This is a genomic window from Oxyplasma meridianum (assembly GCF_038024865.1).
Taxonomy (GTDB): Archaea; Thermoplasmatota; Thermoplasmata; order Thermoplasmatales; family Thermoplasmataceae; genus Oxyplasma; species Oxyplasma meridianum.
On the sequence record NZ_CP133772.1, the window covers coordinates 1,553,935 to 1,567,990 of the forward strand.

Here is a 14,056-nt window from a genome sequence, read left to right on the forward strand (position 1 = left end):
TATTTATACAGGACTGTTATAAAGTTCCTGATAAAATGGTAAAATACAAATGGGTTGCGCTCTCCAACACCACGCTTGGGGTTTTGATGGCATCTATTAACGGAACCATTATCCTGATATCACTTCCAGCAATTTTCAATGGACTTAAAGTCAATCCTTTCAATCCAGGTTCCTTCGAATACCTTCTCTGGATCCTTATGGGTTACATGATCGTTACCGCTGTTATGCTGGTTTCTATTGGAAGATTATCTGACATATACGGCAGAGTGAGGTTGTTTAACCTTGGATTTGTAATTTTCACAGCAGGATCTGTATTACTGTTTCTAACCCCTAACACCGGCGACCTTGGGGCCATGGAACTGATTCTTTTCAGAATGGTGCAGGCAGTTGGAGGATCGTTTCTTTTCGCAAACTCTGCAGCCATACTTACCGACAGTTTTCCCCCTAATGAAAGAGGTAAAGCCATGGGTATAAACTCAATGGCAGCACTTGCCGGTTCCCTTCTTGGACTCATACTTGGAGGCATACTTGCCGCAATAGACTGGCGTTATGTATTTCTGGTCAGTGTGCCTGTAGGTGCACTTGGAACTATCTGGTCACTTCTCAAACTGAAGGACTACTCCGTGAGGCACAAGGACCAGAAAATTGATGTGGTTGGAAATGTGGCATTTGCAGGGGGGCTTACCCTCATACTTCTTGGAGTAACATATGGTCTGATGCCCTATGGTACATCTTCTATGGGATGGGGAAATCCATGGGTAATATCAGCAATGGTGAGCGGAGTTATCATATTGATCCTGTTCGTATTCCTAGAGAGAATTGTGGAACAGCCAATGTTCAACCTTAAACTGTTCAGAAACAGGGCATTTGCAACAGGCAGTTTTGCAGGAATGTTGCAGGCAATGGGGATGGGGGGAGTCATGTTTATGATCATAATTCTTCTTCAGGGAATATGGCTTCCGCTTCACGGATATTCATATAGCAGCGTTCCATTCTGGGCTGGGATTTACACAATCCCCATGATGGCAGGTTTTGTTCTCATGGGTCCAATCAGCGGTGCTCTTTCAGATAAGATGGGGGCAAGATTTCTGGGTTCTCTTGGAATGTCCATAAGCGCTGTTGCTTTCATACTCCTATCCACTCTTACCTATAATTTCACTTACATTCCCTTTGCACTGATGCTTTTCATGATGGGTTTTGGAATGGGTATGTTCGCTGCACCAAACATAACTGCCATAATGAATTCCGTTTCCCCGCAGCAGAGAGGAGTGGCTTCGGGAATGAGAATGACACTTCAGAATACAGGGCAGACTGTTAGTATGGGTATATTCTTCAGCATAGTGCTTATATTTTTAACCAGGCTTCTTCCCGGTTCTTTCACAGCAGCTCTCGGCACAGCTGGAGCTCCTCAGCTTATACCGGTGTTTACAAACATTCCTCCAACATCGGCTCTTTTCTCGGCATTCCTGGGTTATAACCCAGTAACTACAATACTTAGCAGCCTTCCATCAAGCTTTTCATCCCTGATCAGCGGATCTGCCATGGCAACAATAAGTGGTATTCACTGGTTCCCCCTGGCACTGGCCCCTGCATTCATGGGATCATTGAGGATGTCATTCTATGCCGGAGCTGGCATATTCCTGTTTGCAGCACTTCTCTCAGCACTGAGAGGAAGAAGGTACATACATGAAGAGACAGCGGAATCAAGCCAGATTTTGGAGGATGAGAGTAGAATAGTTCCACCAGATCATCCAATACCCAGCTCAACAGGGCCAAAGGCATCCGGTATATCATCTCCGGGTATTCCAGACAGTGATCGTAGAATTAATAAACAAACAGATGATCTAAACAACATGGATTCTGGAATGGAGAATGTAAGCGTTTATGAAGGTGGTGAAAGAAATAGAAAATGATCCACTGACCGATTCCATGGAGATATGGCATCTCCTTTCCAAGGTTTTCCATAATGGAAAGAAGAGGCTTGAACAGGAGCTGGATAAAATCGGGGTTAAGCCCACAGAGATAAGAGTTCTTTACTCAATTTCTCAGGACAAAGATACAAACATGAACAGCCTTGCGTCTCAGAATGATGTAACAGGCCCATGGATAACTGGACTTGTTGATGATCTAGAAGAAAAGGGCTACGTGACAAAGACAAGAAGCACTACCGACAGAAGGGTTGTGAAGGTTTCAATAACAGAAAATGGTTCTGAAATATTGAAAAGGGGGATAGTTATTTACAACCGGCTTATTGATCTTGCACTTAAGGGGCTCAGTGAATCCGATCTGGTAGAATTCACTAAAATTTTATCTTCAATAGAGAAATCCTTAGGGGAAAATTAGTTTTTTAAACCGGAATTCATCTTTTCCTTTATGCATGAAATGGTTTTCTCAATGTTTGATCTGGAGACTTTTTCAATTTTGTCTTTACCCATAGACCTTATAAGGAGGCCGAAGTCAAAACTTCCTTTCCATGAAATCTCAGTATTTCCTGATTTGTCAATTACAAGAAGATTCAGTGTGAATGCAAGCTTTGATCCTGCCACCCTCCCCTGCCCCTGCAGATTCAGGGAATTCCCTTCAACAGTGTAATGTATCTTCAGTTTCCCAGAAATGGTGGAAAGGTAGCTCACACCTGCATCTGAAACATCAAATCTAACATGGCATGAAAAGTCTGACCCATCCCTTTCTATGGATTCAAGACCCCATATACATTTTGAGAGAGGCATTGGATCACTGAACATTGATAGACACTTTTCAGCAGGTATTCCAACATTAAAAGTTCCATTGAATGTGCTATTTTCCATGGCGGAATATCTGAAATAGAGATATATCAGTTTTGCATTGCCCTTTTTGCCGGAAAGAATGATGAAATAATTCTGAAAATGAGGCTTCAGCTAATAGGAATCATGATGCCATTTCCATGATCTTTCAAGGGATCTCAGCCATCCGGAATAAAGATCTTTGGCATTCTCACGGGAAAGAACTGGTGTGAATTTCCTTCCATGTTTTTCCATGGTCCATTCCGCCAGGTCATGATGGTCCAAAGTCCGGAAAGCCAGATTTGCAGCACCCCTGCCTGTCACATGATCCGGGTTGGGTGCCTGCATTAGATTCAACCCGGTAATGTCACTTATGAACTGCATTAATCCAAGGTTCTTTGAGACACCTCCATCAACCCATATATCTCCAGCAATGTCACCTTCCTGCATTGCGCATATCATATCGTTTATCCTGAAAGCAATGGACCTGAGTGCTGATGCAGAGATGTCTTTCCAGTTTGTGGAAGGGCCTATACCTATGATTGTGCCAGTTGCACCCGGGTCCCAGAAGGGAGATCCCAGCCCGGAAAGCGCGGGAACAAAATAGACGCAGCCTTCAGGTGTTGATGATCCATGGTAAGGATCAACTGATTCAATCTTTAGGTTTTCAAACATATTCTGTTTCAGGTAATCCAGAAGGGATCCTGAGAAAAATGAGCTCCCCTCCAGTGCATAATTACCATGTCCACCTTCATCTGAATAAAGGCATGTGCTGAGAATGCCTTTCCTTCTCCTGAAATCTTTTCCAGAGCTGGATATCATGAATGTACCCGTTCCAATAGTAATTTTGGTTTCACCGGCGCTGACTCTCCCCATACCTATTATAGAAGATTGCTGGTCTCCTGCAACTGAAAGTATATCCTTTCCGTAAAGTGGGCCTTTCTGTGTAACCTGCCCGAAGTTTGAAGAGGATGGCCTTATCTCCGGGAGTATATCTTCGGGTATGGAGAAAATGGAGAGAAGATTCTCATCCCATGAACCTTTCCTGAGGTTCATTATCATTGTTCTGGAGGCATTTGTGTGGTCAGTGAAATAACTCTTTCCCATTGTGAGCTTATTGACTATCCAGGAATCTAAAGTTCCAATCCTCAATCTACCTTTCCCATGGAGAAAACGGGACTCTTCAATATTATCAAGTATCCATTTTATTTTGGTTGCGCTGAAGTATGGATCAACTACAAGGCCCGAAATATCCTCCACTTCACTGCCATAATTCTTCCTTATGGCGTATGTTTCTTTGGAGGTTCTCCTATCCTGCCACGATATTATTGCAGAGATTGGTTTCATTGTTTCTGAATCCCATGCGATAACACTCTCCCTTTGATTGGTAATACCTATTCCAATAAGATTTTCCCGGAAATTTTTTTTAATTTCGATGACATCTGAGACTGTTTTAAGAATCTTATCCCATAATTCAACTGGGTCCTGTTCAACCATGGCTACGTTCTGTTGTATCTTCCCAATACCTGTGTATAGAGATGCAAGGATATTTCCAGTGCTGTTCCAGATAGAAGCTTTCACATTGGTTGTCCCAACGTCTATTGATAGAACTGTTTTTTCCATATTTCAACGTTTACCCTGAATGAAATCACAATAATCCCTCTTTATTAAATCACATCTGTCAGTGATAACTCCATTTATCTTTTCTATAAATGGTATAATACTTTGGAAACTGTTCACTGTCCACGGGATTATGCCGGGATTTCCCAGATATTCCTTTTTAGCTAAAAAATTTCCTAGCACCGACATTTCAGGCAGTACTGAATTCAACCCTAATTCGTCAATAAGTTCTCTTAAATCATCCATGGTCATCCATCTTGTATAATCCTCAGCTATGTCCAGGGCCATGGGAACTTCGCTGTTCAGAGAACGGAAATCAGAAAGAGACAGTGGATCAAATGAGATGACTGTTCTCTTTCCACTTTTTGCAGGGTTCTTTTTCAAACATTCATCCACTATCCCGGGAAGGTCACTGTAGCATAGAGATCCCTCGTCATTTATTGTTTTCATCTCTATATATATATTATTGTCCTTGAACTTTTCCAAAACTTGGGAAAGAACTGGAATTCTGTCATCAGAATTATTTAAAGAAATCTTTTGAATATCACTGTAGTCCATTGATCCTATATTCATGTCAATTCCAGCCAGCCTGGAGAGATTAAAATCATGGAACACAACTGGAACATTATCCTTTGTGAGATGAACATCCAGCTCTATGGCGTCTGATCCATTTTTGAAGGCGTCCATGAATGATCCAATGGTGTTTTCATTGTGTGTTCCCTGGAAACCTCTATGCCCGACAATTTCAAAAGAATTTACCATATTTACCATTCCTTCCAAGATATTTCATCAATCATTGATCCTATAACGGCCGAAACCGAAGGAAGTATCCTTTCTTCATCAATAGTACCTGTTCTTCCCTGAATCGATCTCAGAATGCGTGAATATTTCCCTGAACCAAATTTTTCAAGAAATCTTGAGTATGAAGAATTTAGATCAATGTCAGGTATACTGAAGGAATCTCCATTTCTTGAACAGACTGTCCTGAGAATCTCCTCACCTATGAGTCTTCCGGTTGTAAATTTACCACCCGCAACCGATATTAGTTTACTGTTGTCTGATGATTGCATAATCCTGAAGTCTCTTGTTGTGGACCTGGCATTTCCTGAAGAATCCTCTATAAGTGGCCTTGATGAGTAGTATGTCCTGCTGTATTTAATTCCGTTAATGCCAGGAATTAAAAGTTTTCCTTCTTGGACCATGTCGTTTATATCCTCTTCTTCAACCTGTGGATTATCCGGATCATCCGTAACTATTGCCATGGTTCCCAGTATTGTTGAACCTCCGTATGGGACGAAAATATCTCCGTCAGATGGCGGCCTCATCCTATTAATTACTGAATTTACAAATCTCGATGGATAGACAACCATATATCCAAGTGTAGGCATTATTTTCAGTTCATCCGATCCGAAGAGTTCACTGACAATTCCCGCCCATGGTCCAGCTGTGTTGATTACTGTATCAAAATTTTCATTTTTTGTATTAGTACCGTCAGATATGGTAACCGAACCATTATCCTTTGGCTTTATACTGGAATATGTTAATATTCTCGCACCCTTCATAATGGATTCAGCGGCCACAGCCATAGAGAATTCGTATGCATGTATAATTTTGTCCGGCACCCTGAATACTCTTTTGGCATTTTTGCTGACACGTGGCTCAATATCCATGATAAAAGTTTGAGGGTCAACTTCAGATGTTTCTATGCCGCATTTTTTATTTCCCTCCATTAATTTGTCTCCGAATTTCTCTTCTTCTTCATTAAGGGCCACGAAATACCCTCCTGTATCTTCAATAAAATCTGATGCAATTTTACTTATTCTGGCATTTTCCCTTATGCATTCTATGGCCGATTCCCTGTCATTTGTACTGTACCTGGACCCACTGTGGATCATACCATGAAACTTTCCTGAAGTTCCTCTAGATATATCACCTCTGTCAACAAGGGTCACATCATATCCATTTTCGGAAAGATATAATGTTGTAAAAAGACCTGTTATACCGGCACCTATTACAAGTATTCTATCAGGCATATGGACCTATAAGGATAATGATATTAAATATGTCACTCAAAACTATCTTTAGATATATTCTTTATTTTAAATATAGTGGAAATGATATATTCAAATATTCAAAAAAAGAATGAAAGGGGGGAGAGGTCCATTTCCTATGGAACCATTCTTGGCTTTGAGACCCTGGCTTTGACTTTCCTCCCTCTAATATCAATCATAATTTCAGTTCCCTGTTTTGATGAATCCTTTTTTATATATCCAAGAGCTATGGATTTCTGAAGTATTGGTGAATAAGTACCGCTGGTAATATTTCCAATGAGTTTATCACCGAAGTATATTCCAAAACCGCTTCTTGGAATTGATCGTTCCTCTGATATGAATCCTCTGAATATATCATCATCTGTCAATTTTCTCTCTTCAAGTTTCTTCTTTCCTATGAAATCATGGCTGTTGCTAACAATGAATGAGATTGAACATTGATAAGGTGTCTTATCGTTATTGAAATCAACTCCAGAGAGAAGCATTCCCTTCTCCATTCTCAATGTATCCCTGGACCCAAGACCACATGGTTTACCATTCACTCTGTTCAATCCTTCAACTGATTTTTTCCATATCTCAACTGCCTCCTCTGCCGGGCAAATTATCTCAACACCCTTCTCTCCAGTATACCCTGTACCTGAAATTATAACATTATTTTTACCGGTTATGGAATTTTTATACGCTGATTTTTCAAATGAAAATGTAAAAGGTTGGACACTTCTGTATCCAATATAATTTAGAACTTCCTCGTACATTGGACCCTGAATGGCAATACATGCAATATCATCAGAAACATTTTTTATCTCAACATCGTAACCTGATACATTTTTCTTTAACCAATTAAATATTATCTCTATATTTGCTGCATTTGGAACAAAAAAATACTTTTTATCATTGATTTTGTAAATAATAGTATCATCTATTATTGATGCGTTCTCATTAAGAAATGCTGTGTATATACACTGTCCTGATTTCAGTGAAGTAATATCTGTTGGAAATATATGATCTATGAATTCTCCTGCATCAAGGCCACTTATTATTATATCTCCCATATGAGATACATCAAAAATACCAGCAGATTTTCTCACAGCAATATGTTCTTCTATTATATTGCTGTACTCTATGGGCATATCCCATCCATGGAAATCAACTATTCTTGCTCCTAAGGAAACATGTTCATTATAAAGGGGTGTTCTCATAGCACATCACCGGGAAAGATCTCCAGTGGAAGTGGACCTCTCTCCCTCTATTATATGCAAGAAATATTCATGAATGTTTGTTTTTCCTGTTAGTTCAGGATGAAATGTCATACCAATTACATTTCCCCTTCTTACCATTACAGGTTTTTCATCATCGTATGAGAGAACATCTGCAGTTCCTGCCGAATCAATAACTGGTGCCCTTATAAATACGGCTGGAAAACTTCCAATTCCTTTTATATTTATCTCCTTTATGAATGAATTAATCTGTCTTCCATATGCATTCCTCCGTATTGAAACATCGACAGCCCCCATGCCTCTGACTCTATCATCGCCTGTTTCAGCTGCTAAAATTATGAGGCCGGCACATGTTCCCATAACGGGAAATCCATCAACCGCCTTTTCTTTAATATAATCATAGAGACCATACTCAAGAATCAGTTTGTATATGGTTGTACTTTCACCACCTGGTATTATAAGACCATCACACGCATCTATCTCAGACCTTTTTGTGACTCTCATACCCCTAACATTCCTATCAGGCTTAGATATTGAATTTATTGTTGAAATATGCTCTTCAACATCGCCCTGATATCCCAGCACACCTATTTTCACATCCTTACATATGTTTTTGAATTAAATGTATTTTCATGGAAAATGAAAAAAGATAAAAAATTATAAAATTCACAATAGATAAGAGAATGTTAATTATTTTGACTTATACTAAAATCTTTACTTCAAGCATATGGATGTTCCATATGAATCAAATATATTCACCCCTTGAATAAAACCTGCTTAAGATGAAAGTATGCTATGTTTCATAAACGGATAAAAAATGAAAATAATTGCCCAAGACGGATAATAAAATAAATTCGGAGAAAGAGGTAAACTCTCCTCCAGATTTTATAAAAAAACTATTATATAGACAAATTCCTATTTCAATTCAATAGTTTAATATATTTGTAGGCTTCAAGGTCCCCATAGCAATATTTCACTTTTTTGAAGCGACTTTTTAGATCTGCAGCATCCTTCTTTACCACTTCTGGTGCTTTTTTATCAATGACAGCTATTTTAATCAGTCTTGATATCTCTTTCATTTCAGATTTTCCAAAACCTATTCTTGTAACCTCCTGGGTCCCAATTCTCAACCCACTTGGATCCTGGGATTTGTTTCCATCATCCCATGGAAGAAGGTTCTTGTTTAGAACTATTCCTGACTTTTCAAGCAGATCGGCAACATGTCTCCCTCCACCATTGTTTCTTACATCCACAACCAGTGTGTGGGATTCCGTATACCCATTCTTTTCGCCAAGAACTTTGAAACCATCTTCGGCGAGACATGAAGCCAGATACTTTGCATTCTCTATTATTTTCCCAGCATATTCACGCCCATAATCAAGTTCCTCAGCAAGTGTAACACCAAGAGCCGCCATTGCATTTATGTGGTGATTGCTTATAGTGCCGGGAAATACTCCCCTTTGGATATTTTTCCATGTTTTTTCATCAGTTTTTCCCAGTATTATACCATGCTGGGGCCCTGGAAAAGTTTTGTGTGTGCTTCCAGTAATTATTTCAGCCCCCTCCCTCAATGGGTCCTGGAATTTTCCCCCTGCTATAAGTCCCAGAACATGTGCACCGTCATACCATATCTTTGATCCAACTTCTGCAGCAGCATCCTTCAATTCTTTCAAAGGGGTTGGAAAGAGAAACACAGACTGCCCGAATAGGCACACCTTTGGTTTCTCACTCTTTATAAGTTTAATAGTCTTATCCACGTCCAGATTCATGTTCTCAACATCAAAGGGATAGTTCACAATATTCAGGCCTCTGAGACCAACTGCACCAAATTTTGCAGCACTGATATGACCTCCTCCGGAAAGAGGCGGAGTTGAAATTTTATCCCCTGGATTTAGTAGGCCGTAAATTACAGATGTGTTGGCATTTGTACCCGAAACAGGCCTAGGATCAGCCTGGTCAGATTTGAAAAGTTTCTTTGCCAGATCTATGGTGATATCCTCCACCTGATCCACGTAAAAATTTCCCTGGTAATATCTATGATGTGGGAGACCTTCTGCATATCTGAAGCCAAAGTCAGTCAGGAGCATTTCCATTGCCAGCGGGCTCATTATATTCTCAGAGGCTATGAGTGGAATAGACTTTCTGAAAAAATCGTTGTGTTCCATTGCAAGATCTCTGATCTTCTGTGCGGTATCATAATTTTCAGTCATGAATGATATATGTTTTACTGATATGTAAAGAAATCTCAGAATCCTAAAGTGGATGTCCTCATGGTTAGTGTGAGGTTAACAGCTTTAATTCGGATCCATAAATGGAATTGATATGAAAAAAGTCATTATTATATAAATTATGGAAAAGGTCAGGTTAAATTAAAGTAATAGATGCAATCATGTATAATGGAAATTAAGAGAATTATTGATCTTTCTGTAACTTTGAGGGATGGAATGCCTGTATGGCCTGGAAACAACCGGGTAACAGTGGAAATCATGTCATCCCCAGATGGGAGTGTGGCGGAAAAATATTCATCAATTACACATAGCGGAACACATGTTGACGCACCGCTTCACTTCATTCGTGGCGGATCCACAGTTGACAGAATACCCCTAGATACTCTGATCGGAGAGGGTTATGCAATACACCCTGAACCAGAAGGGGTTGAAATCACAGATCAAAGCCTGAAAAAGGTTTGGAAAGACTATTTCGATGGAAACATAATCCTCATAAATACCGGGTGGGACGTCAAGAGATCTTTCAGCAAAGAATTCCAGGAAGACTTTCCAGGGCTTTCAGAGGATGCTGCCAACTTTATTATCCAGCATGGTGTAAAGTTTCTGGGAATTGATACTCTTGGAATAGAGCCATACAGCCACCGAGATTTTCCAGTTCACAAAATCCTTCTGGGAAAGAATATACCCTTTATTGAAGATCTGTGCAACCTTCAATCTCTCAGTGAGGGAAAGAAATATCTCATCGCTGCACTGCCGCTGAAGATAGGCGAGGCAAGCGGATCCATGGCCAGAGTCGTTGCCCTGGATATTTACTGAGATCTCCCATACAGGGATCATTATTTACCATAAAAAAGCATTAACTGGCATGCATCCAGGGGAATCTGGTTATATTGGAAACCTGAAAATAAAGAACAGAATTGTAATGGCGCCCATGATTTCCAATCTTGGAAATCCAGACGGATCAACCAATGAGAATCATATTAGTTATCTTGAGGCAAGGGCAAAGGGAGGATTTGGGCTGATCATAACTGAATACACATTTGTAAACAACAGAAACAGCAGGGGGTCCGTAAATGAGACTGGAGTATATGACAGAAAATTCATTCCAAAATTCAGAAGGTTGACAGAAAGAGTACATATGCACGGTGCAAGGACATTCATGCAGCTTGTACATGCTGGCGGAAAGGCATCGCAGCAGTACAACAGGATGAGATCATTCGCTCCCAGCAGCGTGGACTACATAGGTACAACCCCTTGGGAACTTACACAGGAGGATATATCGGATATCATTGAAGATTTTGTCCATGCAGCCAGGAATGCAAAGGATTCTTTTTTCGACGGGATTGAACTTCATGGAGCACATGGCTATCTCATCTCCGAATTCATGTCACCAACCCTCAACAGGAGAACAGACAGATACGGAGGGGATCTGGAACGCAGGCTAAGATTTCCTCAGGAAGTAGTTGACGCAATAAGATCTGAGATGGATTTTCCAGTTGGAATGAGAATCAGCCTCTATGAGAACGGAGACAATGCATACCATCCGGAATATGGTCTGAAAATTGCAGAAAATATAAAGAATCTGGACTATGTTCATTTCTCCGCCGGTATCTTCAATCCTCCCGGTTCATCAGCGTCATTCTATGATTCCAGGACACACATTTTTAACCAGTTGCCAAGAAGACCGGCTGTAACTACCATGGTTGTAGGGTCAGTGATGGATCTCGAAGATGCAGAAAGAGTTCTTTCAGGCGCAGATTTTGTCGCAGTGGCAAGACCTAGCCTTGCAGATCCTTATTTTGCAATGAAGCTTTTGGAGAGTAATGTGCCGTTAAGGCCGTGTATTAGATGCAACCAGGCATGCAGGGACCTTGCTTTGGGTGAGGTGAGATGCACAGTAAACCCTGAAACTGGCCTTGAAAATTATAATCAAAAACATTACGTTCAGAAACTAAATGGACATATTGCAGTTTCGGGGGGAGGCATAAAAGGTATGGAGGCTGCACTGGAGGCCGCAAAGCATGGGCTCAAAGTTACACTTTATCATAACGGGGAAAGGCTGGGAGGGCAGCTTCTTTCAATTGCGGATAAGAGAAAGGCCATTGAGTTTTCAAAGCTTATAGAGTATTATGAAAAGGCGCTTGAAATGGCAGAAGTGGAAGTTAAGCTGAATTCTGAAAACGGATCAGGCATTATATGCACACCGGATAAGGTGTATCCAGATCTGCCGGAAAAAGATGAAATATGGGTGGATTCCAACATATACAAGCACCATGACCAGGCTCTTGAATGGTCAGAGAACCACAAAGTCTACATGAGCAGTAGGAGTCTCTCTAGCCTGGACCGATCCAGGGCACTTGAATATAAGAAACTTGCCTCTGAAAAGGGAATCGTATTTGTGGATCATGCAGGAAAAGACTTTGACATATCAATAATAGAGAGAAACCAGTACGACATAAGGTCCGCAATTGTATCAGGAAGAGAACTTATCCGTAAATATATAGAAAGAAATTCACTGGATTATCTCTAAATATCTCCCCTGATCTTTCTCTCCCTTCTTTCCCTGACTGCCTTTATATCCGCATCCTCTTCTGGAGTGAGTTCAAAACTTTCATTCTTGAGTTCACCGAGATATTTCGCAGGTATCTCCCCGGTGAGGAAGACCTCATTGGTTGCCCTGTATACAGGTATTTTATCCCTAATCATCTCCCCCGTTTTTATTGAAAGAATTGATGGGGAATCTATATGGTAAAGGCCTGAAACATAGGCCTGTCTGACCTCCTTTGAAAGATGTACCCAGGTCTTATCAGATGGGTTTATGCCGGTTTCTCTGATAAATTCATACTCTTCAGGTGTTGTCTGGTAATAAAGTTCGTCCGGAATTCCCTCCATGGACATGTCGTCAATTTCTATTGGGATTGTATGCCCATATGTTGCCCTTATCTCCTCCCTGTCGTTGACCTCATATCTCTGTTTTGGATCTGTTCTGGCAAGGGCCTCTATATGATATGGGGTGAGCCAATCAAAAAACCTTCTTTGCGACTTTATTGCAGGTACTATGAGGTAGGTCTTGACCCACCCATGTTCATCAAGCTTGATCCCATAATTTTCGGGGAAGTGTCTCAGCATCCCTGCAAGAATCCTTCCCATGGTCTCAATCTCCCTTGAATTCATGAGCAGTTTGCTGCTGCTACCGCAAATTGGGCAGGGTTTTCCCCGAAATGGACCATGTTCCCTGCACTCTCTTAACTCAGGCTCCATTTGTGACACCTCTTACAGCTTCAGCCACTTCACCGGCAACGCTTATCTTGCTCCATTTACCGAAAATTGTATCCGTTATTATAACATCCTGGGCTATGGATGAAATTTCCATATAGGATCCATTGGCAAATATTCCATGTACTGCAGACACATATACTTTATCCGCTCCATTCTTCTTCAACAGATCCGTTGCTTTGATTATGGTCCCTCCAGTTGATATCATGTCATCAAGAAGTAAAATATTCTTGCCCTTAACATCAATATCCGGGACAGTCATGGTAACATTTCTGGAATCTAGCCTCTTCTTGTCAATGTTGAAATATTTTGTTTTGAGTAGATCTGCAAGTTCCTTTGCCCTTTCAAGACCACCATCGTCGGGAGATACAATATAATCTATTTTCTTGTTTTTATAATATTCCACAAAAGGCTTAACAATCCTGACATTTAAAACCCCTTTTCTGGAAAACTTTGCGGTTTCAAGATCATGGATTTCCACAACTATAATTGAATCGCAAAAATTCTCAATGGAACTCACCATCACCTTGGATGAAACGGGTTCTCCGCTTTTATATATCATATGCTGTCTTGCATATCCAAAGTATGGTATAACGGCAATGACTTTGCCCGCACCATTCTCCTTTGCAGCATTCATCATGAGGAGGAACTCTATAATTTCAGCATCTTCCCGGGTGTTCCCTACAGCTACTATATCCTCGCCTTTGATATCCCCAATTATCCTTATGTACATCTCTCCATCCGGGAATCTTTTCTTTTCAATATCCAGAATTTCACATTTAAGCTCTTCTGATAGTCTCAGAGAAAGTTCTCTTGATGAAGATGAAGAAATAATTTTCATGGACCATTGGGAATAACCTCTCTTTTTAAATTTTTATGGTATGTCTTTTTAGACAACATAC

General features: G+C 40.5%; 13 protein-coding genes. 4 read left to right on the top strand and 9 right to left on the bottom strand.

What is annotated here, in order from left to right; all coding sequences use genetic code 11:
- Nucleotides 1–35 precede the first annotated feature (35 nt).
- Nucleotides 36–1,913: an MFS transporter gene (locus tag OXIME_RS08075; RefSeq protein ID WP_393971328.1), complete on the top strand. Its 1,878-nt coding sequence runs from the start codon at nt 36–38 to the stop codon at nt 1,911–1,913.
- Nucleotides 1,894–2,343 (top strand): MarR family winged helix-turn-helix transcriptional regulator, encoded by a 450-nt coding sequence (locus OXIME_RS08080; protein WP_393971329.1) that lies wholly within the window; start codon nt 1,894–1,896, stop codon nt 2,341–2,343. Before OXIME_RS08075 ends, OXIME_RS08080 begins: the two co-directional genes overlap by 20 nt.
- Here the strand turns inward: OXIME_RS08080 and OXIME_RS08085 are convergent.
- From OXIME_RS08085 to glyA, 7 genes are all read right to left on the bottom strand, one after another.
- Nucleotides 2,340–2,807, bottom strand: a complete 468-nt coding sequence (locus OXIME_RS08085; RefSeq protein ID WP_393971330.1) for an SRPBCC domain-containing protein — start codon at nt 2,805–2,807, stop codon at nt 2,340–2,342. The genes OXIME_RS08080 and OXIME_RS08085 overlap by 4 nt on opposite strands.
- A gap of 90 nt (nt 2,808–2,897) precedes the next feature.
- Nucleotides 2,898–4,385: an FGGY family carbohydrate kinase gene (locus OXIME_RS08090; RefSeq protein ID WP_393971331.1), complete on the bottom strand. Its 1,488-nt coding sequence runs from the start codon at nt 4,383–4,385 to the stop codon at nt 2,898–2,900.
- A 3-nt stretch (nt 4,386–4,388) separates the two neighbouring features.
- Nucleotides 4,389–5,144: a glycerophosphodiester phosphodiesterase gene (locus tag OXIME_RS08095; RefSeq protein WP_393971332.1), complete on the bottom strand. Its 756-nt coding sequence runs from the start codon at nt 5,142–5,144 to the stop codon at nt 4,389–4,391.
- 2 nt (nt 5,145–5,146) lie between these two features.
- Nucleotides 5,147–6,415, bottom strand: a complete 1,269-nt coding sequence (locus OXIME_RS08100) for an FAD-dependent oxidoreductase (RefSeq protein ID WP_393971333.1) — start codon at nt 6,413–6,415, stop codon at nt 5,147–5,149.
- Between the two features lie 134 nt (nt 6,416–6,549).
- Nucleotides 6,550–7,632 carry a glycine cleavage system aminomethyltransferase GcvT gene (gcvT, locus tag OXIME_RS08105; protein ID WP_393971334.1) on the bottom strand — a complete coding sequence of 361 codons (1,083 nt, stop codon included), beginning with the start codon at nt 7,630–7,632 and terminating at the stop codon, nt 6,550–6,552.
- A gap of 6 nt (nt 7,633–7,638) precedes the next feature.
- Nucleotides 7,639–8,247, bottom strand: coding sequence for a pyridoxal 5'-phosphate synthase glutaminase subunit PdxT (gene pdxT, locus OXIME_RS08110; RefSeq protein ID WP_393971335.1), 609 nt, complete (start codon nt 8,245–8,247; stop codon nt 7,639–7,641).
- Between the two features lie 323 nt (nt 8,248–8,570).
- Nucleotides 8,571–9,860 (bottom strand): serine hydroxymethyltransferase, encoded by a 1,290-nt coding sequence (glyA, locus tag OXIME_RS08115; RefSeq protein ID WP_393971336.1) that lies wholly within the window; start codon nt 9,858–9,860, stop codon nt 8,571–8,573.
- A gap of 186 nt (nt 9,861–10,046) precedes the next feature.
- Here glyA and OXIME_RS08120 point away from each other — a divergent pair, with 186 nt between their 5' ends.
- Both OXIME_RS08120 and OXIME_RS08125 read left to right on the top strand, forming a co-directional pair.
- On the top strand, nt 10,047–10,694 hold the full coding sequence (locus tag OXIME_RS08120) for a cyclase family protein (protein ID WP_393971337.1): 648 nt from the start codon (nt 10,047–10,049) through the stop codon (nt 10,692–10,694).
- Between the two features lie 49 nt (nt 10,695–10,743).
- Nucleotides 10,744–12,408 (top strand): NAD(P)-binding protein, encoded by a 1,665-nt coding sequence (locus OXIME_RS08125; RefSeq protein ID WP_393971338.1) that lies wholly within the window; start codon nt 10,744–10,746, stop codon nt 12,406–12,408.
- On the opposite strand, the gene OXIME_RS08130 is transcribed toward OXIME_RS08125, so the two are convergent.
- Both OXIME_RS08130 and OXIME_RS08135 read right to left on the bottom strand, forming a co-directional pair.
- Entirely contained in the window at nt 12,405–13,139 is a 735-nt protein-coding gene (locus OXIME_RS08130; RefSeq protein WP_393971339.1) for an RNA 2'-phosphotransferase, read from the bottom strand. The genes OXIME_RS08125 and OXIME_RS08130 overlap by 4 nt on opposite strands.
- A complete protein-coding gene (locus OXIME_RS08135) occupies nt 13,129–13,995 on the bottom strand; it encodes a ribose-phosphate diphosphokinase (RefSeq protein WP_393971340.1) in 867 nt (288 codons plus the stop codon). Before OXIME_RS08135 ends, OXIME_RS08130 begins: the two co-directional genes overlap by 11 nt.
- Nucleotides 13,996–14,056 lie beyond the last annotated feature (61 nt).